The following is a 23,074-nucleotide window of genomic DNA, read 5'->3' on the forward strand; positions in this document are numbered from 1 at the left end:
ATGCGCCTCGCACTCGACATCGGTGGCACCAAGATGGCTGCCGGCGTCGTGTCCGAGGATGGCCGTGTTCCCGTGTTCGACAGCGTTCCGACGCCGCAGACCGACCCGTGGGGAGCGTGCGCGGCGCTACTCGAGCGAGTCGCCGACGGCCGCGACGTCGACAGTGTGGGCATTGCGTGCGCCGGGCCGGTGGATACCGTCGCCGGCGTCGTCGCTCCCATCAACATCACCGAGTGGGCTCAGGGATTCGAGCTGGTAGCGGGCGTCCACAGCCTCTTTCCCGACGCCGGAACCGCCCTCGCCATGGATGGGGCGGCAGCGGCGCTGGCGGAGTTCCACCACGGCGCCGGACGCGGAAACCCGAACCTCCTGAGCCTGGTCGTCTCTACGGGAATCGGCGGCGGAATTGTTCTCGGCGGAGAGATCGCGCAAGGTCGAACCGGCAACGCGGGCCACATCGGTCACCTCGTCGTTCCAGGCTCTTCCGAACCGTGCAGCTGTGGGGGCGTCGGCTGCCTCGAGACGGTGGCCAGTGGACCGTCCGCGGTGCGATGGGCTCGTAGCCAGGGCTGGTCGGGGAACACCGGCCGTGAACTAGCCGAGGGTGCACGCAGCGGCGACGCGATCGCCGTGGACGCGCTTCACCGCGCAGGCACGGCGCTCGGTGGTGCCATCGCCTCGGCGGCTGCCCTCCTGGACGTGGACCTCGCGGTGATCGGCGGCGGTTTCGCACAGTCGGGTGCACCGCTGTGGGAACCGATGCTCGACGCGGCTGCCCGACATGCCCGTTTGTCGTTCATCGCCGGGCTCCGGATCGTTCCCGCCGAGCTGGGCGGCGCCGGAACTCTGACCGGTGCGGGCTTGCTCGCGCTCACCGCCGTTATCTGACACGCGTTCTTCCCCGATAAATCCGCAGGGAGTCCCACTAAACGGGTGCCACCTGTTCCCAATTTCTGTAACGTGTTTTAGTGTTCTGACTCACACCGTTACGGGCATTGCACGTGACGCCTACGGGAAGGAGGTGACCGTGAGCCCAGACGCTTCCTCATCTGACGTTGCCTCGACTGCTTCTTCGACCGATGAAACCGAGCATCACGCCCAGGTCGCCCGACCGAGCGATTCCCTCCGCGACACCGAAGATCTCCGTGAGCGCCTGGAACGGTGGATGGCCGGCAAGGTGCCGAGCGAATCCACTGTGACCGTCGCCGACGTCACCTTGCCCGCAGCCAACGGCATGTCCAGCGAAACCATCCTCTTCGACGCCACCTGGGACGGCGAACATCATCCCTTGGTCGCTCGGGTGGCACCGACGGAATCGACCATGCCGGTCTTTCCTGCCTACGACCTCGAATCCCAGTTCCGAACCATGGCTCAGGTGCGCGAGCACTCGGCAGTGCCCGTGCCCGCGGTGTACTGGTCGGAATCCGACCCGGACGCGTTGGGTGCGCCGTTCTTCGTGATGGAACGCATCTCCGGCGACGTGCCACCGGACGTCATGCCGTACAACTTCGGATCGTGGGTCACCGAAGCGTCTCCCGAGCAGCGAAAGACCCTGCAGCGCAGCTCGGTCGACGTCCTGGCTCAGTTGCATGCCATCGACAAACCTGGTGAGCGTTTCGACTTCCTCCGACTCCCGAATTCGGGAACGACTGCACGAGAAGCATTCACGGCACACATCGCCGAGCAGCGCGCGTACTACGAGTGGGTGGTCTCCGACGGGATCAGATCACCGCTCATCGAACGTGCCCTCGACTGGGTCGAGGAGAACAATCCCGCGGACGATTCGCCGGCCGTGCTCTGTTGGGGCGACTCGCGCATCGGCAACGTCATGTACCAGGACTTCGCGCCGGTAGCCGTACTGGACTGGGAAATGGCAACTCTCGGCCCGCGGGAGATGGATCTGGGCTGGATGGCATTCCTGCACAGGTTCTTCGAGGACATCGCCGGTCTGGCGAACCTACCCGGCCTTCCCGACTTCCTTCGACTGCCGGATCTCGCGCAGACCTACGCCGAGATCACCGGCCACGCCCCACACGATCTGGAGTTCTACGTTACCTATGCCGCACTGCGTCAGGCGGTCATCATGTGGCGAATCCAGGCCCGCGCCATAGCTTTCGGCCAGTCACAGCGACCCGAAGACCCCGACGACATGATCATGCACCGCGCTTCGCTCGCCGCGATGCTCGACGGTACCTACTGGGAGAGGTTGGCCTGACATGCTCTCACCGATGGACGACTATCCCGTTCACCAGATCGCCGAACCGATCCGTCACGTAGCCACCTCGGATCGAAACTTCTACGACCGCTACTACTTCAACTGCTACCCCACCGAATCCCCCGACGTGTTCCTCATCGTCGGACTCGGCCAGTACCCCAACCTCGGCGTCATGGACGCCTTCGCGGTACTGCGCCGCGGTGACGACCACATCGTTGCCCGTATGTCGAAGGCTCTGGGCGCCGACCGCACCGACACCACCGTCGGACCTTTGCGCATCGAAGTGCTGGAAGGACTGCAGAAGCTCCGCGTCGTCCTCGAACCAGGCAGCGAATACGATCTCTCCTTCGATATCACCTTCGACGCCACCATCCCGGCGGCGCTCGAGCCCAAGCACTTTCGCCGTCAACTCGAACGAGTCACGTTCGACACCTCACGCTTCCTGCAGACCGGAACCTGGACCGGATCGCTCACCGTGGACGGGGAGGACCTCGCGATCGACCCGAAGACGTGGCGAGGTAATCGCGACCGCTCGTGGGGTGTGCGTCCGGTCGGTGAAGCCGAACCGCAAGGCAGACGCGCCGTCGACGGAATCCAGAACTTCTTCTGGATCTACGCGGTCATGCAGTTCGACGAGTTCACCATCTCGGTGATCATGCAGGAAGACGAGCAGGGCAGGCGCATAGTCGAAGAGGCCATGCGAGTGTGGCCGGACGAAACCAGGGACAACGAATGGCTCGGCCGGCCCGAACACGAACTGACGTTTTGCCCCGACACCCGCGACGTCACCGGAGCAACCATCACCTTCCACCGGCCAGGCGGTGAAGTCCTGACCGTCACCTGCGAACTGTTGCTGGCCAACTACATCGGAATCGGCACCGGCTACGGACTCGAACAGGACTGGCGTCACGGAATGTGGCAAGGCGAACTCGTCGTACAGGGACTGCGCCACAAGGTCCACGAGATCGAACCGTTCCAACGCATGTTCTCCCCCGTCGACAATCTTGCGTCCTTCACGCTCACGGAAGGCGCGAACACCCACACCGGCACCGGTCTTTTCGAGGTAGCCGCCATCGGACCGCACGAGAAATACGGATTCACCAGTTTCACCGACACCGCACAGGCAGACGACGCGTATGCCCTCGCGGCGACCGACAACACCGAGGAATGAATTGATGACTGACTACGACAAGCTCTACATCGGTGGAGCATGGGTGGCCCCGGCCACCGACCAGGTACTCGAAGTGTTCTCTCCCGCAACGGAGGAGCGCGTCGGCAGCTGTCCCATCGCAGCACCGGCAGACATCGACGCGGCCGTGTCCGCAGCCCGCGCGGCGTTCGAGGGACCGTGGTCACGCACCACCCCCGCCGAGCGCGGCGCGATCCTCGCCAAGGCCGCCAAGCTGATCGAAGAGCGCAGCGCGGAAATCAACCAGCTCATCTCCAACGAGATGGGCCAGCCGCCCGCCATGGTCGGCATGATGCAGCAGACCCCGTCGATGGCGACGCTGGGCTACTACGCCGAGCTGGCCGACAAGTTCGCGTGGGAAGAGAAGCGCACCGGCGCATTCGGGCAGACCAAGGTGACCCGTGAGCCCGTCGGCGTCGTCGCCGCCGTGCTGGCCTGGAACGTCCCGCTGTTCCTGGCGATCAACAAGCTGGCACCCGCCCTGCTCGCCGGCTGCACGGTTCTGCTCAAGCCCGCACCCGAATCCCCACTGTCCGTCCACGTGATCGCCGAGATCTTCACCGAGGCAGGCGTTCCCGAAGGCGTCATCTCCGTGCTCCCCGGCGGAGCCGAGACCGGCGAATACCTGGTCTCTCATGCGGGCATCGACAAGATCACCTTCACCGGATCCAGTGCCGTGGGCCGCAAGATCGGTGCCATCGCCGCGCAGAACCTCAAGCGCTGCTCCCTCGAACTGGGTGGCAAGTCCGCCGCGATCATCCTCGAGGACGCTGATATCGCCGCCGGAATGCCGATGCTCGTCATGTCCGGCCTGATGAACACCGGCCAGGCCTGTGTCGCTCAGACCCGAATCCTCGCTCCCCGTTCGCGTTACGACGAGGTCATCGAGGGAATGAAGACCGCCGCAGGCTTCATGACCGTCGGCGATCCGTCCGATCCTGCAGCACAACTCGGCCCGCTGATCTCTGAGAAGCAGCGTGAGCGCGTCGAGGGATACATCGCCAAGGGCAAGGAAGAAGGCGCACGCGTCGTACTCGGTGGTGGACGTCCCGCCGGTCTGGACAAGGGTTGGTACGTCGAGCCGACGATCTTCGCCGACGTCGACAACTCGATGACCATCGCACGTGAGGAGATCTTCGGACCCGTTCTCTCGGTGATTCCGTACGACTCCGAGGACGAGGCCATCAAGATCGCCAACGATTCGGATTACGGCCTCGCCGGATCGGTGTGGACCACCGACATCGATCACGGACTCGAAGTTGCCGCGCAGATCCGCACGGGTACCTACGCGATCAACTGGTACGCCTTCGATCCCGGATCACCGTTCGGTGGTTACAAGAACTCCGGTATCGGCCGCGAGAACGGACCTGAGGGCCTCGAGGCCTTCTGCGAGACCAAGTCCGTACTCATGCCGCCCGGCTACGTGGGCTGACCCACCCGGGAGTTGGCACCCTTTGCTGACAGTTGGCACCCGTTCCGACCTGCCGGAACGGGTGCCGACCCCGTGAAAAGGGTGCCAGCCCCCAGCGAATCCACAGATCCACCCGGTACCGTCGAAAACGAATCAGTCATCTCACAAAGGACATTCATATGCTCACCAACGCCATCAACGCTTTCCTCGCACTCTGGGGCAGCGCCTCCGTCGGCAGCAGTGGATACCAGATCCCGCCGGGAACCCTGCCCTTCGGTTCCTGAGACAGGACACCAGAACCCGCTGAGCGCACTTCGCGCCCAGCGGGTTCTCTGCTTTCACCGACCCTGCATCTACCGGTCCAGAACGTGATCCACCAATTGATCCTCGAGACCGGACACCAACGCGTCGGCGTCTCCGGCGTCCACATGACCGAACCAGGTGCCACCGGGGTTGGCGATCACCAACGGCCCCAGGTTGCACGGGCTCAGGCAACCGGTCCCCGTCACCTTTGCCGAAGTACCTTTGGCCGCCGCGCTCATCGCCCGGTGGAGAGGTCCTGCTCCGTACGCCATACAGCGGGGCCCCTTGCACACCAACAGATGTGTATCGTGCTGCTCGATCACCGACCACGCCGGACTGCGGTACGACGCCGGACTCGCTGTAATCGGCTTTCCCGCCGAGTCGAGTTCGTCGATCACCTGCCCGGCCACCGCACCTTCGAGCGATTCCGATTCGTGGAGCGTCACTTCCAGTTCGGCGTCGATTCGGGTTTCGCGCCAGTTCGCAACCGCCTTGCTTGTCCAGGTGAGCAGGTACCGATCCCTCGGCACCGCAACTGGAATCAGCACGACCTTGCCCACGTCATCGGTAAGGGCTCGATCGAGTTCCTCGTGCAGGCTCGGCGAAGCGACATCGAGGTACGCAACGCGAACGTCGACGTCGGTGCCCGCCTGAACAGCGGCGAGCATCCGTCGTGCAGCCGACTCGTCCAGGCCGCTGACAGTCGGCCGTAAGACGACAATCACCCGACGCGAGCACCGGTTGTTGCTCATGCCGACGGCGCGGTTGTCCAGTCGATGCTGCTCGACGGAGCCAGCCCGAACTCTTCGATCTTCGCGCGCAACTGTTCCGCGCCGTAGATGTTGGGGAATCCGCTGGTGAACATGGCGAGAGGAAGTACGACGAAGCGGTTCTGCTTGACGGCGTCGAGGTCACGTAGACCTTCTCGGCTCTTGATCGCGTCGATCTTGCCCTGTACTTCGTCGGCACTCTTCTTGTAGTCCATGATCACGATGACGTCGGGTTCGGACTTCGCGACGGTCTCCCAGCTCGCCTTGAACCAGGTGTTGTCGACGTCGGCGAACACATTGGTTCCCCCGGCCGCATCGATGATTCCGTTGGGGGCTCCATTACCTCCGCTGGTGTACAGATCTTCTTCACCGCTGTCGTAGATCAGCACCTTCGGCTTGTCGCCCGCATCCGGTGCCGACTCCAAACGTGCCAAACGCGAATCCAATTCGGTCTGCGCCTCGGCGGCGGTGTCCTCGGTTCCGAACAGCTTTCCGTAATTCGTCACGTCTGCACGGAGGGCATCCCACGGACCCATCGTTCCGAGCGCGGAATCCGCGGCGGCGCTCTGCCGACAGCTGTCGGAGATCACATATGAGTCGATATTGTTGCCCTGCAGCGATTCCGGCGTCACACCGGACGCTCCCTTGAACAAGCCGCTGTACGAGCCGACCACCAGGTCCGCCTGCTTACCCAGAATCGTCTCCATCGTGATCGTTCCGTCCAGGTGTGGAACGTCGGCGATTCCAGGACCGAACATCGAATCCATGACCGCGTCGTTGTTGGTGTTCAACACGACCGCAGCGAGACGATCCAGTCCGCCGACTCGGAGAATGGTGCCGATATTGGCCGCATTGCTTGTGGCAACAACTTTTTCGATCGGAAGTTGGAAAGTGCTTTCCGTTCCGCAGTTCTCCAGCGTGACCGAAGTCTTGTCTGCGGCTTCGTCGACGGGTGCGGTCGCCGTGCAGCCGGAAACGGCGAACAACGCTGTCGCGGCTGCGACCGCACCGAACAACGCGCGGGTCTTGACGTGTATCAAAGTGCAGTCTCCGAAAATGTGAGTTGTGGTTGAGAATTTCGTGATTCGAATACGAGATGTGAACGGCCTGTCGCAGGGTTCACGAGCTCGAAAGTCTCGACGCCGAAAACAGTTGCGACCACCGAGGTGGTGAGTACATCGGAGGGATGACCGAAGGCTTTGGCAACTCCGTCCGCGAGCACGAGTACCCGATCACACACTGCTGCAGCCAAATCGAGGTCGTGCAGTGCCATGATCACCGTCCGGTCCAACGACCGGACCAGATCGAGCAGTTCGAGTTGATGCCGGATGTCGAGATGATTGGTCGGCTCGTCGAGGATGAGTACGCCGGCGTCCTGCGCGAGACCTCGGGCGAGAAACACCCGCCGACGCTCACCGCCGGAAAGCGTGTCCATCGAAGAGAACCGGTGCTCGATCATTCCGACCTCGCCCAGAGCACGATCGACGACGGCATTCTCGTGCTTTCCGCCGACGCTCCAGGGCTTTGCGTGTGGGGTGCGCCCCAAAGTCACGTATTCGTGAACCAACAGGTCGGCGGGACTTTGCTCTTCCTGCGCCACAAAAGAAATCGCTTTGGCCCGCGAACGCGCCGACATCGCGTGCACGGACTCGCCGCCGACGCGAACGTCACCGCCGGCGATCGGTCCGAGACCGGCGAGAGCACGCAAGAAGGTCGACTTGCCCGAGCCGTTCGGACCGACCACACCCACCACTGCGCCGGCGTCAGCCACGATGTCGACGCCCTTGACGATGGTTCGACGGTCGATGCGGACAACTACTCCGGACGCAGTCAGCGGCAGTGCACGGGTGCTCACGAACTACCACCGAATCGGTAGCGCCGACGGCCGAGAAGCAGAAGAAACAGCGGGGCACCGATCACTCCGGTCACCACGCTCAGCGGGATCTCGGTCGGCCGCAACGACGTCCGCGCCACGACGTCGACCCACACCAGGAACGACGCCCCGATCAGCGCCGCCGCCGGCAACACCACTCGATGTCTGGCTCCGACGATCATGCGTGTCACGTGCGGTATGACCAAGCCTACGAAGGCGATCGCACCGGACACTGCAACCATCGTGCCGACCAACGCTGCCAGCACTCCGAACAACACGTTTCGCAGGGTTCGGATGGGAATACCGAGGGAAGCCGCGACGTCCGGCCCGGCCGCCAGTGCGTCCAACCAACCGTGCAGCGCGAACACCGCTGCCGTCAACAGGACCACCACGATGGCCGGCGCCCACAACTTGTCCCAGGAGGCACCGGCCAAACTTCCCAGGAGCCAGAATAATACGGACTGCGCAGCCTGGGAGTCGTTGGTGCGCAGCACCAGAAAGCTCGCGATGGCCGACAACGCAGATGCGGTAACAGTGCCGGTCAGAACCAATCGCAGCGGAGTTATGCCGCCTTGCAGCGTCGCGATGGTGAAGACGAGGATCGCAGCTCCCAGAGCTCCGATCATCGCACCGAGGCTGAGTGCCCATACTCCGGCGCCGGCGAACAGTCCGGTGGTGATGACGGCGGTAGCACCGACACTCGCGCCGGACGACACTCCGAGCAGGTGGGGATCGGCAAGAGCATTGCGGACGAGGGTTTGCACCACCGCGCCGGCAACGGCAAGACCAGCGCCGACAGCCAGACCGAGCAGCACCCGAGGTGCCCTGATCCCCCACACGATCGCAAGATCCGAGCGTGTGACGGCCGGGCCTCCGAAGCGCGAGTGCACCACGTCCACCACGGTGGACACGGGGAGCATCTCGGATCCGAAGGCCAATGCGCACACAGCCGAGAGCAAGGTGACGACCAGCAGAGCGGGCAGCACGATACCCGGACTGAGTCGTCCTCGCGGTGCACCAGCCTTCGGCGAAGGCAGGTGGGTAGGTGGAGACAGAGCTCCGCCAACAGCATTCATGGTGTGACCGATCCATCCTCGTGGCATGACACAACGTCAACGAGGGTGGTGTCTGGCTACGGTCGACGCGTGGACGACCTCACAGTGGCGGGACCGCGCCGGAATTGCACCGACTTCCCATTACCTCGATGATGACGTCAGAACCATAACGGACGGCGGTCACCATTCTCGACACTGGATCAGGATTCCGACGCGATCATCGATCTCGCATGCCGCACGACGGCTTCCGTGCGCACCCGAAGTTCTTCGGGTGAATCCGATTCCAGCACAACCCGATGCACCTGACTGTCCACGGCAGTCACGGTCAGCCGCGAGGTCAACAACGCGTCCTGCGCACTGAATCCACGGCTTTCCAACACCTCCGAAAACCCTAGTACCAGTTGCCGATTCATTCCTTCGACCTGTTCGATGAGCTCAGGCGTACGCGGAACCTGATCGTAGAGCAGGTGAAAGAACTGTCGCGGTTTACTGTTCACCGCGACCGCGCACTCCACCAACATCCTGACGGCGTCGTCGAGGGAGAGTTCGCGCTCGACGATGTCGGAAAGGCAGACCGCAAAACTTTCCCGCGCGGCACTCACGTGACGGTTCGCCAACTCGGAGAGGATCTCGTACTTGTTTCCGAAATACTGGTAGAGCGAGCCCACCGACACGCCTGCCTCGTCAGCAATCCGGTTGGTGGTCGCCGCCATGCCCTCCGAAGCGAAAACGCGAGTAGCTGCCTCCAGGATCGCGTCGTACGTAGCCCTGGAGCGCTGCTGGGAGGGCCTTTTCCGCAGAGTCGACACGGTCCTCCGATGCGAGTTGTCAGCCGCGATGCCGGTATCGAGAATTGTGTAGGTGACCAGCGCCGATTATTCGAAGTTTATGCCCGCCCGGTACGCCGACCACATGCCGGCGCCGACCCCGACGTGGTGGGAGTGGAACGGCAATACCGTCCACGTCGCACGGGCGGTGGTGCCGCACGCGCCGGTTCGTGTTCTCGGCATCCACGGCGCCGGCGGGTACTCGGGCGCGTTGTGGCCGTTTGCCGGGATCGGCGTGAAACTCGGCGCCGAAGTCCTCTTCCCCGACCTTCCGCTGTACGGCGACACCGTTGCAGCCGACCCCGCCGGCGTCCGGTACGAGCAGTGGGTCGATCTTCTCTGCGATCTCGTCCGAGCAGAGAAGGCAGCCGATGATCGGCCGCTGGTACTGCTGGGAGCCAGCATCGGCGGTCTGCTGGCCTACGAGGTGGCCGCGCGGACCGGTCTGGCCGACGCCGTTGTCGCTACCTGCCTGCTCGATCCGTCGAATCCCTCAGCCAGAGCTGCCGCAGCGCGGCTCGCCCCGATGGGTGTCTACGGCGCTCCCCTGATGCGCCGCACCGATCGGCTGGTGGGCCGGATCCGCGTACCCATCCGTTGGGTCGCCGACGTCGCGAACATGAGCAGCAATCGGGAACTCTCGACGCTGTGTGCGACGGATCCGCGCGGCGGCGGCGTTCGAGTACCACTCGGATTCCTCAGCAGCTACTTCTCGTTCGAGCACACCGCGCCCGAATCGTTTCGGACGACGCCTGTCCTGCTCACCCACCCGGCCGACGACCGATGGACACCGCCCGAGCTGAGCCTGGAGTTCCTTCGCCGTATCAACGCACCCACCGAATCCGTGATGTTGGACGGGTGCGGGCACTTTCCCGTCGAAGAGCCGGGCCTGACGCAGTTCCACGACGCCGTCGCCACACTGCTGCGCTCCGTCGCCGAGCGTCACCGCACGAAACCGTCGTCACCCGCCTAGCCTGAGAATGGTGAGCACCGAAACGGAAGCATCGGCCGACGAGAGCACCACGACGGTCGTACTGGCGTTTGCGGCGAACGCACTGATCGCCGGGGCCAAGACCGCGGCCGCCATCGTCACCGGATCTGCCTCGATGGTCGCCGAGGCGACCCACTCCTGGGCCGATACCGGCAACGAAGTGCTGCTGCTGATCGCGAACCGCCGCTCGAAACGGGTTCCCGACCGAGACCAGCCACTCGGGTACGGCCGGGAGGCCTACATCTGGTCGATGTTCGCCGCCCTCGGACTGTTTGCACTCGGCGCGGGTGTCTCGATCACCCATGGCATCCAGGAACTGTTCCATTCCGAACCGGCGTCCGACTTCGGTGTCGCCTACGCCGTCCTCGGCGTCTCGTTCATCCTCGAAGGCATCTCGTTCCGGCAGGCGTACAAACAACTCCGAAACGAAGCGTCCGCCGTGAACCGCGACGTCATGACCCAGGCACTCAACACATCCGACCCGACGACTCGGGCCGTGTTCGCCGAAGATGCTGCGGCACTTATCGGTTTGGTCATCGCGTTCGTCGGTGTTCTGTTGCACCAGATCACCGGTTCGCCGATCCCCGACGCCCTCGGCTCCATCTTCGTCGGCATACTTCTCGGAGTCATCGCGATCATCCTGATCGATCGCAACCGCCGATTCCTGGTGGGCGAAGAGGCCTCACCGACGCTGCGGGCAGCAGCCGTCGAAGCCCTCACTCAACTACCCGAGATCAACCGAATCACGTTCTTGCGCATGGAATACCTCGGGCCCCGGCAGGTGTACCTGGTAGCCAGCGTCGATCTGGTCGGTGACTACGTGGAATCCCGTGTGGCGCACACGTTGCGCGAACTCGAACGCTCACTCGAGCAGAGCCCACGCGTCGTGCGGGCGATCCTGACTCTCTCGACGCCCGAAGAACCGTCGATCACCGTCTGAACTTTCGGCTGGGCGATAGGCTCGTTCGATGCGCGCACTGATCGTGATTCTGATGGTTCTGGGATTTGTCGTCGGGGGAATTCCCCTGGTGGGCAGTCTGATCGACGTGATGACCAGCCCTGACGAGACCATCGTCTACCAGGGTGCCTACGTACCATTTCGGGACGCGCAAATGGCGCGGGACTACGAGTCGACGGTGGCCACCGCCTACGAACCCCTGGACGGACCGCGCTGGCTCGCCCTGGCCTGTTATCCCCTGATCGGAGCAGCACTGGGCGCTCTGACTGCCGTCGTACTGGGACGTCTCGGGTGGCGCCTGACGCGCGCCTGAGCAGACGCCGATGGCCACCCGTCGTCGACACGAGGGGTGGCCATCCGAGGAAGACGTTCAGATGTACATCGCAGGATCGATGTAACTGTTCGGGTCCACCAATTTCTCCTTGGTGGTCCGTGGCCGCGCCACCGCCGGGATGCCTGTCGCGATGGATTCGGCCGGAACATCTCTGGTGACAACGGCGTTGGCGCCGATAGCGCTACCTTCGCCGATGACGACGGGCCCGAGAATCTTGGCACCCGCACCGACCGTGACCCGGTCGCCCAGCGTCGGGTGGCGCTTGACCTGCTCGAGCGAGCGACCACCGAGAGTGACGCCGTGATAGAGCATCACGTCGTTGCCGACCTCGGCCGTCTCCCCGATCACGACGCCCATGCCGTGGTCGATGAAAAACCGTCGACCGATGGTGGCACCCGGATGAATCTCTATGCCGGTGACGAAGCGTGTCAGCTGCGAGAGCACTCGCGCCGGACCGCGTAGTGCAGGGACGGCCCACATGCGATGCGCAACCCGATGCGCCCAAATGGCATGCAGCCCTGAATAAACGAGCGCGTTCTCCACATTGCTGCGCGCGGCAGGATCCTGACCGCGCGCAGCCTGCAGGTCCTCGCGAATTGTCCCGAGGATACTCACAAGTCTCAATCCCGGATGTGTTCGAACAGCGGGGTGGAGATGTAACGCTCGCCGAAGTCGCACACGACAGCCACGATCAGCTTGCCGGCATTTTCCGGACGCTTCGCCAGTTCGAGTGCTGCCCACACGATGGCGCCGGACGAGATGCCGCCCAAGATGCCTTCCTGGGTACCGAGAGCGCGAGCCACCTCGATGGAATCAGGGAACGAAACGTCGATGATCTCGTCGTAGATTTCACGATCGAGAACGTCGGGCACGAAGTTCGCGCCGATGCCCTGGATCTTGTGGGGGCCGGGCTGTCCACCGTTGAGAATCGGCGAATCGATGGGCTCGACACCGACGATCTTGACCTCGGGCTTGTACTTGCGGAGGGTGCGTCCGACGCCGGTGATGGTGCCGCCGGTGCCGATGCCGGACACGAAGATGTCGACGGCGCCGTCGGTGTCGGCCCAGACCTCTTCGCCCGTCGTGGCCTCGTGGATGGCCGGGTTGGCCGGGTTCGCGAACTGGCTGGCCGAGACGGCGTTCTCGGTCTGCTCGACGATTTCCTTGGCCTTGGCGACCGCACCGGCCATGCCCTCGGAGCCCGGAGTCAGCACGATTTCGGCGCCGTAGGCACGAAGCATCACTCGACGCTCGGTGGACATGGTCTCGGGCATGGTCAGGATGACCTTGTAGCCGCGAGCAGCACCGACCATGGCAAGGGCGATACCGGTGTTACCGCTTGTGCCCTCGACGATGGTGCCACCGGGCTTGAGTGCACCGGACTTCTCGGCGGCATCGATGATTGCCACACCGATCCGGTCCTTGACGCTGTTGGCCGGGTTGTAGAACTCCAGCTTGACGGCAACCTGTGCGTCCAGGCCCTCGGTCAGACGGTTGAGCCGCACGATCGGGGTGCGCCCGACCAATTCGGTCACGTTGTTGTAGATCCCGCTCATATCTGGTCCTCCTGAGGATCGAGTGTGTCGACCCGCTCGCTGATCACTGCTATACGGCTGAACTGCTTTACGGCTACAGGCAAGGGCATACAGACGACCGATGCCGCATCGGTTCATCAAATTGAACCAATGCGGCATCAGGCCACTACATACGGGGGCGGTTTATCAGGCCAACCGCTGCTTCAGAGCTTCGAACTCGTCACGAATGCCGGTCGGCAGCTTCTCGCCGACGAAGTCGAACCACTCTTCGATGAGCGGGATCTCGGCCTTCCACTCGTCGATGTTGACCGCGAGAGCCTCGGTGATGTCGGCGTCCGACACGTCCAAGCCTTCGATGTCGAGTGCCGATCCGGTGGGAACGACGCCGATCGGGGTGTCGATGCCCGCAGCCTTGTGCTCGATACGCTCGACGATCCACTTCAGGACGCGAGAGTTCTCGCCGAAGCCTGGCCACAGGAAGCGTCCGTCGTCGCCACGCCGGAACCAGTTGACGTAGAAGACCTTGGGGAGCTTGGACGCGTCCGCGGACTTGCCGAGGTCGATCCAGTGCTGGAAGTAGTCACCGACGTTGTAGCCGAGGAACGGCAGCATCGCCATCGGATCGCGACGAACCGTACCGACCTGGCCTTCGGCTGCTGCAGTCTGCTCGGAGCCGACCGTTGCACCCATGAAGACGCCGTGCTGCCAGTCGCGAGCCTCGGTGACCAGCGGAACCGTCGTCTTGCGACGTCCACCGAACAGGATTGCCGAGATCGGCACGCCCTTCGGGTCGTCCCACTCGGGAGCCATGATCGGGCACTGCGACATCGGGGTGCAGTAACGCGAGTTGGGATGCGCCGCATGGGTGCCCGACTCGGGCGTCCACTCGTTGCCCTTCCAGTCGATCAGGTGCTGCGGGTCGCCTTCGAGGCCCTCCCACCAGACGTCACCGTCGTCGGTCAGAGCGACGTTGGTGAAGACCGTGTTGCCCTGGTCGATGGTGCGCATGGCGTTGGGGTTCGAAGACCAGTTGGTGCCGGGAGCCACGCCGAAGAAACCGAACTCCGGGTTGACGGCGTACAGCTGTCCGTCCTCACCGAAACGCATCCAGGCGATGTCGTCACCGAGGGTCTCGGCGCGCCATCCGGGGATGGTCGGCTGGATCATCGCGAGGTTGGTCTTGCCACAAGCGGAGGGGAATGCCGCCGCGATGTAGTAGGCCTTGTCCTCGGGCGAGATCAGCTTGAGGATGAGCATGTGCTCGGCCAGCCAGCCCTCGTCGTGCGCCATTGCCGAAGCGATACGCAGCGAGTAGCACTTCTTGCCCAGGAGAGCGTTTCCGCCGTAGCCGGAACCGAAGCTCCAGATCTCACGATCCTCGGGGAAGTGAGTGATGTACTTGGTGTCGTTGCACGGCCACGCCACGTCTTCCTGGCCCTCGGCCAGCGGAGCTCCGAGCGAGTGCAGAGCCTTGACGAAGAATCCGTCGGTGCCGAGCTTGTCGAGAACCTTGCCGCCCATGCGGGTCATGACGCGCATGGAGACGACGACGTACTCGGAATCGGTGAGCTCGACGCCCAGCTTCGGATCCTCGGCGTCGAGGGGGCCCATGCAGAACGGAACGACGTACATGGTGCGTCCACGCATGCAACCGCGGTAGAGGTCACCCATGAGGGTGCGCATCTCCGCCGGGTCCATCCAGTTGTTGGTGGGACCTGCGTCGATTTCTTCCTTCGAGCAGATGTACGTGCGCGATTCGACTCGCGCCACATCGGACGGATCGGAGTTGCCGAGGAAAGAGTTCGGCTTCTTCTCGTCGTTGAGGCGGGTGAAGGTTCCTGCCTCGACCAACTTCGTGGTCAGTCGGTCCCATTCTTCGTCCGAGCCGTCTGCGAAGACGACGCGATCAGGCTGGGTGAGTTCGGCAACCTCTTGCACCCATGCAAGCAGTTCCTTGTGCTCCGTGGGGGGCGTGCCGTCAGTTCCATTGAGACCGGGAATGGTCGCTGAGGTCATCAAACTCTCCTGGGGTGAGCCGGAACCGGGTTCTCGTGACACCGGATGCGAACTGCAGCGCCCCGATACCAGTCGATCCCGGTGTCCCCCTCTCGACGGGGTCCAGCCGCGTCATCCACTCACGTGGATTTCACGGACGCCGGGTGTCCTATGTATTGAGGTTAACGCTGGCTGTTCACCTGCAGGTAATCGGGTGCGGTCAGAAATGTCACAGAAACGATTCAGTTGGTGTGTTCAGCTGCCTACCCGGCGCTCAGAGCACATAAACGGAAGCTTTTCAGAGCGCGCCGGCATCGATTTTCTGCCAGACGAGGGAGCCTGCGTCGTCTCGACGGCATTCCCAGGCCGAGTAGTCGCCGTCCGACTCGATCATCGTGAGGCGATCGGCGCTACCGTCACGATCGAAATCGGACACGATCACGACGGCGTCGTCCGAGTGGACGACGTGGCTGTCGACCGTCCCGTCACCGTCCAAGTCGAAGGCGTCGAAATTCAGATCGCCCGCGTCGACCGGACCGGACGAAGGACCGAAATTCTCGGGCTCGATACGCCCAGGATCGAGCGCTTCGGATTCGTGCCCGTCGATGTGTCCGGCCGTGATCAGAAATGCATCCATGAATCCCCCAAAGAAAGTGACTGCTGCTTCGGCAACCCCTACCGAAACCGTCCGCTCAGTATTACCAGACTCGGCCGATCACGCGTGGCCGAAATTGCCGCCCTGTGGACAACCGCCCGCCCGAGAATCGTCAGAGGGCAGTGTTCAACGCGGCGAGGTCGCGCTCGCACGACGCGAGCTGACCCGATCTGGCCGCGGCAAGCTCACGAAGTTCACCGTCGATCTCCACGATTCGCGCCTGCGCCGACGCCAACTGTTCGCGACTCTCCGCCATGATCGCCGCTCCCAGATCTGCCTCCGCCTCGAGCAGCACGCTCTGTACCCGCTGCCCCCACTGAGCGCGCACCGTCGACATCGACTCGACGATCCACGACCGCGATTGGGCACGATCCGCCATCAGCCCGCGAGTTCGCGCCAACCACCACGCCGCGACGCCACCCAGTACCAAGGTCACCGGGATGCTCGCGAACTCCAATGCCGGAATCATCTCCAGCGGAGTCACCGCGATCCGGCCGAGCCCGAGGCCCGCGGACGCGCCGACGAGAATCGTCACCCGGTCCTCATTTCTCCGTCGACGATCCGGCGGGTCCTCCGGAATCCGTGGGGAAGCCACGTAGCCGGTCGCACCCGCCACCTCGACAGCTGCCGCCATCGCGGCATCGATTGCCCGAGTGTGATGGTCGACCTCGTGCTGCAACCGCATCGGTACGCTGCCCAATTCGGCTCGCGAGGCCGTGTCGACCCAGGCACGTGCCCCTGCGACCGTCGCCCGGGTGGCTTCGGCGATTTGTTGTGACAGATCCCCACGCGCTCGTTGCAGTCGGCTTCGCACCTGCACCAGTCGTTCGCCTCGCCGGCCGTCGCGGTCTGCGAGCAGCTGTGATCGCTCGGCCCGCAGTTCGGCACCCGGAACGCTGTCACGAAGATTCCGGATCTCTACCTCGATCATCCGACGTGTCTGCGCTATGACGCCGGAATTCGAGTCGCCTGCCTGCCTCTCGCGTGCCACCTGGCTCACGATGGCAACGAGCGTCTGCTCCTGACCAGGCGCAATCGGAACGATCGATGCCTGGGCAAAAGCGGTGCAGTGAGAGGAAAGAACCTCGGCATCGCGTCTGTGCACAGCCTGCCAGTCTCGGTAGACGTCAACGCGGGTCAACGCCACCACCACCGGCGTTCCGCTTTCTGCTGCGTCGTCGAGCAGAAGAAGATCCTCGCGACCGATCACGCTGGCAGCATCGACGACCAGAAGTACGACGTCGGCGTCCGCTTCGCGCGCCGCTATCGAACACTCGCCTGAAGCACGGAACATCTGCACGATGACTTCCCGACCACATCTCTGTGGCCCGACAACGTAAATGCGAGTGCCACTGGATGATTCACCACTGACGAGGCGACCCGAATCGGAGGACGGGTTCCATCGTTGCACCACACGCAGAATCGAATCCGGAAGTACCGAAACGCTATTCATCAGTCACCGCCGGAGCGGAACGATCGCCCCCGAGCTGCGCCCACCGACGCACATACCCGCGGCGAATCAGTGAGATCCTTTGTTGTGGAGCCTCTTCCAACTCGTTGATGAGCTCGCCCCACCACCGACTGCACGTGCCGGCCTCGTCAGCAGTCCGAGGATCGGGAGGCTCGCCGTGACGCAGACCTCGAATTTCGGAGCTCATCATCGCCGCCGCGGCGCCGAACAACACCGCGGAGTCCGAACTCAGATACAACTCGATCTCGTCCCTGCCCGCAGTGCTGCGCGAGGCAGATCGCGTCAGCGCTGGACCGATCTGCTCGACCCGGCCCCACCACTGCGCCTCCAGGACAGGTCCGAGAGCCGCGAACAACTCTTCGACGCCGCGTCCGGTCAGCGTCTCCACCGGAACCGTGTGCACCCCGACGGTCTCCGAGATTTCCGCGGCCCGCCCCAGTGCCTCGTCCCAGCGCGGTCCGAACAGGTCGGCCTTGTTTGCCGCGACCACCGCCCGATCCGAGACTCGGGAGATCGCTCGGCGGTCGACTTCGCGGACCGCGTCGACCACCACGTAGACAACACAACGACGACCCAGATCAGGGTTCGACGTTCCAGGGACGTCGAACGCCCGCGACTCGGTCACCACAACCGGTGCACCGACAACTCTGCGCGAGAACCGGTCATCGCGCCCCAGGACCCGCGCCAACGACGACCGCCCCACCCCGGACCGGCCCGCGACTACCAACTCGAGCGGTGCGGTCAGCGATCCGAGCACGGAGTGAACCGCCTCTGCGGCTCCCGAATCGATCGACGCCAGCCGGTATGCCAGAGCGCGCAACCGGTCGATCGGCTCTGCGCAGGCGTCGTCGAGCGATTCTGCTGGCAACATTCGCGACCAATTACTGCATGCAAATCCTGTGTTCATCCCCACCCCACGTCCCCATCGTGTCGGTGAGATTCTGTCAGGTTCTCGGCAACGACGGCAGGTGACACCGCCCTTTCGCCGACTGTCCGAAGTCGGCGGATTCAGGACTTTCCGCGGAAAGTCTCAACTCAAACTTCAGACCCGTCTGCGCTAAACGGGGGTCATGCGTGACAATGGGTTCGTGAACGAAGCCGATCAGCATGCACCGCAGACCCCAGAGACGGGGCAGACGGACCACGCCAAGGGGTCCCGTCTCCATCCGAGAGTGACCAGCTTTCGCTCTCGCCGGGGTGCGCTGACCGACGCACAGCAGCAGGCTTGGGACCGTCAGTGGCCGCTCATCGGCGCCGACGTCTCGGACACACCGCTCGACGCGAACGCCTGGTTCGGACGCGAAGCACCCCTGATCATCGAGATCGGTTCGGGTACCGGTACCGCGACGTCCGCTATGGCCAAGGCAGAACCGCACGTGAACCTGGTCGCGATCGAGGTGTACCGCCCGGGGCTCGCACAGCTTCTGCAGCAGGTCGAACGCGAAGAGATTCCCAACGTCCGCGTACTACGCGGTGACGCGATGGACGTACTCGAAAATATGGTCGCCCCCGAATCCCTGACGGGCGTCCGGGTGTTCTTCCCGGATCCGTGGCCCAAAGCCCGCCACCACAAGCGTCGCCTCCTGCAGGGGCCGACGTTCGCGCTGATCGCCAACCGCCTCAAGCCTGGCGGAGTGCTGCACGTGGCCACCGATCACGCCGAATACGCAGAATGGATCGAAGAAGCCGGTAATGCCGAGCCGCTGCTGACCGCACTCGACTGGGAGTCTCCGATGACCCACGAGCGTCCGGTCACCAAGTTCGAGGACAAAGCCCATAAGGTCGGAAGTGCAATCACCGAGCTTATATGGGGGAAGATCAGAGCATGAGCGTCAGCGAACAGCTATCCGACGACGTGGCGTCGTCGGAATCTCCTCTCGACTTCGGTCGTGACTCCCGCCACCCCAAGCGGGTGCTTCTGGTCTGGGACGCCCCCAACCTCGACATGGGCCTCGGCGCCATCCTCGGTGGCCGGCCTACCGCCGCCTACCGGCCACGATTCGATGCACTGGGTCGCTGGCTGCTCTCTCGTACCGCCGAACTGTCCGCACAGAACAGTGGCACGCTCGAGCCCGAAGCGACGGTTTTCACCAACATCGCCTCCGGCAGCGCCGACGTCGTTCGTCCTTGGGTCGAAGCCTTGCGTAACGTGGGTTTCGCGGTGTTCGCCAAGCCGAAGGTCGATGAAGACAGCGATGTCGATTCGGACATGCTCGAGCACATCGCGCTCCGGTACGGCGAGGGCCTCGCCGGAATCATGGTCGCGTCTGCCGACGGCCAAGCGTTCCGCGAACCTCTCGAGGACATCGCAGCAACCGGCATCCCGGTCCAGGTTCTCGGGTTCCGTGAACACGCCAGCTGGGCTGTGTCGTCCGATATCTTGGATTTCGTCGATCTCGAGGACATCCCAGGTGTCTTCCGTGAGCCTCTGCCACGGGTAAGCCTGGACACCCTGCCCGACGAGGGCGCCTGGTTGCAGCCGTTCCGACCGCTTTCTGCCCTGCTCATCGGGCGAAAAAGTGTTGCCGAGTAGGAGTTGATCAGTGTTCGCCAGCTGGGGAAGCATCGTCTATCGAGCCCGCTTCACCGTCATCGCTGTCATGGTGGCGGGGCTCCTCGGGCTCGCTGCGTACGGCCTGAGCCTGCAGGATCATCTCAGCCAGAGCGGCTGGGACGATCCGGGGTCGGAATCGGTAGAGGCTGCAAAACTCGCTGACGGCACGTTCGGACGCAGCACGACGGGTGACGTTCTGGCGCTGTACACGGCGCCGGAGGGCAAGACCGTCGACGACCCCGAGTTCCAAGCGAAGGTCATCGACAACCTGCAGCGACTCGTCGCCGACAACCCCGACCAGATCATGAAGATCAACGGCTCGTACTTCAAGGTCGACAACGGTCTCTCGGTGGCGGCGCTGGCGGACAAGACCAAGCAACACGCAGTCACCAGCATCGCGATCGCCGGAGACAACGACACCGCGGTGTCCAACAACTTCCGCGACGTCGAGTCGCAGTTCTACATCGACGGTGTCGACGTGCAACTCGCCGGCCTGCAACCTGTCGCGAATTCGCTCAACGACACGATGGCCAACGACATCAAGCGCATGGAAATGCTCGCGATTCCCGCTGTCGGTGTCCTGCTGTTCTTCGTTTTCGGTGGCGTGGTCGCTGCCGCCCTCCCGTTGATCGTCGGCGGTCTGACCGTCATCGGCGCCAACGGAATCATTCGATTGATCACCAACTTCACCGAGGTCAACGCGTTTGTCGCGCCCGTGGTCTCTTTGGTCGGTCTGGGTCTCGCGATCGACTACGGACTGTTCATCGTCAGCCGTTTCCGAGAAGAGATAGCCGAGGGGTACGACACCCCGACCGCAGTACGCCGAACGGTCATGACGGCAGGTAGAACAGTCATGTTCTCGGCGACCATGGTTGCCGTCAGCCTCGGCGGTCTGCTGTTGTTCCCGCAGGGCTTCCTCAAATCGGTGGCCTACGGCGCCATCGCTGCTGTCATGCTTGCCGCGATCTCGTCCATCACGATTCTTCCCGCAATTCTCGGCATACTCGGCAAGCGGATCGACGCGCTGACCTTCAAGAAATTGCGTCAGACCAAGACCAACGAGGAAATCGAGAACGGTTTCTGGGGCAAGCTGACCCGCTGGGTCATGCAGCATCCGCTCAAGGTCGCGGTCCCGATCGTCGCGGCCCTGCTGCTGATGATCATTCCGCTGACGGGCATCAAGTTCGGCGGTATCAACGAGACGTACCTGCCCCCTGACAGCCCCACTCGTGTCGCGCAGGCGCAGTTCGACGAACTCTTCCCTGGCAATCGCACCGAACCTGTCCGACTGGTCATCGAGGGCGCCGACAACACCACTCTCGGTCAAATTTCCAAGACCGCAAACGCTGCGCCGGGTCTGGTCGAGAAGTTCACCCCGGAAGTTGCGACCAAGGACGGTGTCAACGTCCTCAAAGCCGGTCTGACCGAGCGCAACGAGGCACGTCCCACCATCGACTATCTGCGGTCCGCGGACTGGCCCGAGGGCACAACTGTGCTGGTCGGCGGTACGCCGGCTATCGAGCAGGACAGCGTCGACGCATTGCTCGATCGTCTGCCGCTGATGGTCGTATCCGTCATCCTGCTGACGACCCTGCTGATGTTCTTGACGTTCGGCTCGCTCGTCCTGCCCATCAAGGCTGCATTGATGAGCGCGCTCGGACTGGGTTCGACGCTCGGAATCCTGACCTGGATCTTCATCGACGGGCACGGTTCCGGTCTGTTGAACTTCACACCGGGACCGATCATGTCTCCCGTCCTGGTGTTGATCATCGCGATCGTCTACGGCCTATCCACCGACTACGAAGTGTTCCTGCTCTCCCGCATGGTCGAAGCGCGAGCGCAGGGCGCGAGTACTACCGAATCCATCCGAATCGGCACGGCACATACCGGCCGGATCATCACCGCTGCCGCACTGATCCTGATCGTGGTCACCGGTGCTTTCGGCCTGTCCGATCTGGTGATGATGAAGTACATCTCCTATGGCATGATCTCCGCGCTGATCATCGACGCCACGCTGATCCGAATGTTCCTGGTCCCCGCGACCATGAAACTGCTCGGCGACGACTGCTGGTGGGCTCCGGCCTGGATGAAGCGGATCCAGCAGAAGATCGGGCTGGGTGAGCCGATCCTCGACAACGAATTGGTACTCGCGAACGTCCCGCAGATCGCGCCTGTCGGTGCGATCGCCGGACCGGGTCAACCGCGCAAGATCGAAGCGGCCTCTCGGGTCATGCCGCCGCCTGCCCCGGCCGCGCAGCCGGACAGCGGACCTCGTGTTCCCGATCCTCTCACCGAGCCCATTCCGCTCAGCGAAATGGCGATCAAGGCACCGAACACGGATACACCTGCCGCGGAGAAGCCGGCACCGCGACGTCGTCTCGATATCGGGAGTGCAGCCAGCGCGCCCCAGAACTTGATCGAGGCACCGGTCCCCAATCCTTCGTACCGACCGCAACCGAGCGCCACCGACAAGCGCAGGAACCCCGCGCCCGCTGCGCCGGCCGAGCGTCCCATCGAGAGTTGGTTGTCAGACCTGCGGGCCCGGGAACAGACTCCCCCGGCCTCACGTCCACTGCCGGTGGTCCGGACGCCTTCGCGTACAAACGGTTCGGCCACCAACGGTGCTGCTAGCAGCGGTTCAGGCTCCAACGGCTCGAGCCGGAACGGCTCTGCAAACGGTGCCACCGGCTCTGCAACAAACGGCTCCGTAACCAACGGCTCGGCCCCGACCTCGGTGGAGGCGACCCCCCAGTCGCCGCCTCCACCGACCGCTCCGGAGCGTCGTAACGGGGTCACGGATGCGCCTTCGTCTACCAACGAGCCCCGAGTCCCGGACGCCGCCTCTGACAGCGACGACAACGCAACCGGCAGGCACCGACCTGACGACGCAGGCGCCATCAGTGTCAGCGAGCTCATCGCGCGCCAGAAGCGAAGCTGA

Annotated in this window: 21 protein-coding genes and 1 riboswitch; of the genes, 10 read left to right on the forward strand and 11 right to left on the reverse strand. The window is 63.6% G+C overall.

The window, feature by feature from the left end; translation table 11 throughout:
- From ACWF6P_RS15085 to ACWF6P_RS15100, 4 genes are all read left to right on the forward strand, one after another.
- The gene (locus ACWF6P_RS15085) at positions 1 to 888 is read left to right on the forward strand and encodes an ROK family protein (protein WP_452621514.1); all 888 of its coding nucleotides are present in this window, start codon (positions 1 to 3) and stop codon (positions 886 to 888) included.
- Positions 889 to 1,027: 139 nt separating this feature from the next.
- On the forward strand, positions 1,028 to 2,215 hold the full coding sequence (locus tag ACWF6P_RS15090) for a phosphotransferase family protein (protein WP_452621515.1): 1,188 nt from the start codon (positions 1,028 to 1,030) through the stop codon (positions 2,213 to 2,215).
- Position 2,216: 1 nt separating this feature from the next.
- A complete protein-coding gene (locus ACWF6P_RS15095) occupies positions 2,217 to 3,386 on the forward strand; it encodes a hypothetical protein (protein WP_452621516.1) in 1,170 nt (389 codons plus the stop codon).
- Positions 3,387 to 3,390: 4 nt separating this feature from the next.
- Positions 3,391 to 4,836, forward strand: coding sequence for an aldehyde dehydrogenase (locus tag ACWF6P_RS15100; protein WP_003945530.1), 1,446 nt, complete (start codon positions 3,391 to 3,393; stop codon positions 4,834 to 4,836).
- Positions 4,837 to 5,168: 332 nt separating this feature from the next.
- Here ACWF6P_RS15100 and ACWF6P_RS15105 read toward each other — a convergent pair whose 3' ends face one another.
- The 5 genes from ACWF6P_RS15105 to ACWF6P_RS15125 all read right to left on the reverse strand — a co-directional run bounded on the left by ACWF6P_RS15105 (position 5,169) and on the right by ACWF6P_RS15125 (position 9,529).
- Entirely contained in the window at positions 5,169 to 5,870 is a 702-nt protein-coding gene (locus ACWF6P_RS15105) for a (2Fe-2S) ferredoxin domain-containing protein (protein WP_452621517.1), read from the reverse strand.
- Positions 5,867 to 6,928, reverse strand: coding sequence for an ABC transporter substrate-binding protein (locus tag ACWF6P_RS15110; RefSeq protein ID WP_452621518.1), 1,062 nt, complete (start codon positions 6,926 to 6,928; stop codon positions 5,867 to 5,869). Before ACWF6P_RS15110 ends, ACWF6P_RS15105 begins: the two co-directional genes overlap by 4 nt.
- Positions 6,925 to 7,743, reverse strand: a complete 819-nt coding sequence (locus tag ACWF6P_RS15115) for an ABC transporter ATP-binding protein (RefSeq protein ID WP_452621519.1) — start codon at positions 7,741 to 7,743, stop codon at positions 6,925 to 6,927. Before ACWF6P_RS15115 ends, ACWF6P_RS15110 begins: the two co-directional genes overlap by 4 nt.
- On the reverse strand, positions 7,740 to 8,747 hold the full coding sequence (locus tag ACWF6P_RS15120) for a FecCD family ABC transporter permease (protein WP_452621626.1): 1,008 nt from the start codon (positions 8,745 to 8,747) through the stop codon (positions 7,740 to 7,742). The genes ACWF6P_RS15115 and ACWF6P_RS15120 overlap by 4 nt, the downstream gene beginning before the upstream one ends.
- Before the next feature lie 117 nt (positions 8,748 to 8,864).
- Positions 8,865 to 9,000, reverse strand: a riboswitch (cobalamin riboswitch).
- 16 nt (positions 9,001 to 9,016) lie between these two features.
- Positions 9,017 to 9,529, reverse strand: coding sequence for a TetR/AcrR family transcriptional regulator (locus ACWF6P_RS15125; protein ID WP_452621627.1), 513 nt, complete (start codon positions 9,527 to 9,529; stop codon positions 9,017 to 9,019).
- A gap of 148 nt (positions 9,530 to 9,677) precedes the next feature.
- Between ACWF6P_RS15125 and ACWF6P_RS15130 the strand changes: the two genes are divergently transcribed.
- Genes ACWF6P_RS15130 through ACWF6P_RS15140 form a run of 3 tightly spaced genes read left to right on the forward strand, consistent with a single transcriptional unit; the run spans position 9,678 to position 11,905 of the window.
- On the forward strand, positions 9,678 to 10,616 hold the full coding sequence (locus ACWF6P_RS15130) for an alpha/beta hydrolase (RefSeq protein ID WP_452621520.1): 939 nt from the start codon (positions 9,678 to 9,680) through the stop codon (positions 10,614 to 10,616).
- A gap of 7 nt (positions 10,617 to 10,623) precedes the next feature.
- The gene (locus ACWF6P_RS15135) at positions 10,624 to 11,574 is read left to right on the forward strand and encodes a cation diffusion facilitator family transporter (RefSeq protein WP_452621521.1); all 951 of its coding nucleotides are present in this window, start codon (positions 10,624 to 10,626) and stop codon (positions 11,572 to 11,574) included.
- Positions 11,575 to 11,602: 28 nt separating this feature from the next.
- Positions 11,603 to 11,905, forward strand: coding sequence for a hypothetical protein (locus ACWF6P_RS15140; protein ID WP_452621522.1), 303 nt, complete (start codon positions 11,603 to 11,605; stop codon positions 11,903 to 11,905).
- 57 nt (positions 11,906 to 11,962) lie between these two features.
- On the opposite strand, the gene epsC is transcribed toward ACWF6P_RS15140, so the two are convergent.
- The 6 genes from epsC to ACWF6P_RS15170 all read right to left on the reverse strand — a co-directional run bounded on the left by epsC (position 11,963) and on the right by ACWF6P_RS15170 (position 18,453).
- The gene (epsC, locus tag ACWF6P_RS15145; protein ID WP_003945907.1) at positions 11,963 to 12,541 is read right to left on the reverse strand and encodes a serine O-acetyltransferase EpsC; all 579 of its coding nucleotides are present in this window, start codon (positions 12,539 to 12,541) and stop codon (positions 11,963 to 11,965) included.
- Positions 12,542 to 12,546: 5 nt separating this feature from the next.
- The gene (gene cysK / locus ACWF6P_RS15150; RefSeq protein ID WP_019747115.1) at positions 12,547 to 13,482 is read right to left on the reverse strand and encodes a cysteine synthase A; all 936 of its coding nucleotides are present in this window, start codon (positions 13,480 to 13,482) and stop codon (positions 12,547 to 12,549) included.
- A gap of 165 nt (positions 13,483 to 13,647) precedes the next feature.
- Positions 13,648 to 15,477: a phosphoenolpyruvate carboxykinase (GTP) gene (locus ACWF6P_RS15155; protein ID WP_317551408.1), complete on the reverse strand. Its 1,830-nt coding sequence runs from the start codon at positions 15,475 to 15,477 to the stop codon at positions 13,648 to 13,650.
- A 277-nt stretch (positions 15,478 to 15,754) separates the two neighbouring features.
- Positions 15,755 to 16,093 carry a DUF6802 family protein gene (locus tag ACWF6P_RS15160; protein WP_452621523.1) on the reverse strand — a complete coding sequence of 113 codons (339 nt, stop codon included), beginning with the start codon at positions 16,091 to 16,093 and terminating at the stop codon, positions 15,755 to 15,757.
- A 130-nt stretch (positions 16,094 to 16,223) separates the two neighbouring features.
- Positions 16,224 to 17,405, reverse strand: coding sequence for a hypothetical protein (locus ACWF6P_RS15165; protein WP_452621628.1), 1,182 nt, complete (start codon positions 17,403 to 17,405; stop codon positions 16,224 to 16,226).
- A 151-nt stretch (positions 17,406 to 17,556) separates the two neighbouring features.
- On the reverse strand, positions 17,557 to 18,453 hold the full coding sequence (locus ACWF6P_RS15170) for a GTPase domain-containing protein (RefSeq protein ID WP_452621524.1): 897 nt from the start codon (positions 18,451 to 18,453) through the stop codon (positions 17,557 to 17,559).
- 199 nt (positions 18,454 to 18,652) lie between these two features.
- Here ACWF6P_RS15170 and trmB point away from each other — a divergent pair, with 199 nt between their 5' ends.
- From trmB to ACWF6P_RS15185, 3 genes are read left to right on the forward strand one after another with little or no spacing between them, the layout of a single operon-like run.
- On the forward strand, positions 18,653 to 19,411 hold the full coding sequence (trmB, locus tag ACWF6P_RS15175; protein ID WP_378448806.1) for a tRNA (guanosine(46)-N7)-methyltransferase TrmB: 759 nt from the start codon (positions 18,653 to 18,655) through the stop codon (positions 19,409 to 19,411).
- Positions 19,408 to 20,115, forward strand: coding sequence for an NYN domain-containing protein (locus tag ACWF6P_RS15180; RefSeq protein WP_283307642.1), 708 nt, complete (start codon positions 19,408 to 19,410; stop codon positions 20,113 to 20,115). The genes trmB and ACWF6P_RS15180 overlap by 4 nt, the downstream gene beginning before the upstream one ends.
- A 10-nt stretch (positions 20,116 to 20,125) precedes the next feature.
- Positions 20,126 to 23,074: an MMPL family transporter gene (locus ACWF6P_RS15185; RefSeq protein WP_452621525.1), complete on the forward strand. Its 2,949-nt coding sequence runs from the start codon at positions 20,126 to 20,128 to the stop codon at positions 23,072 to 23,074.

Source organism: Rhodococcus sp. NPDC055024 (assembly GCF_053608585.1).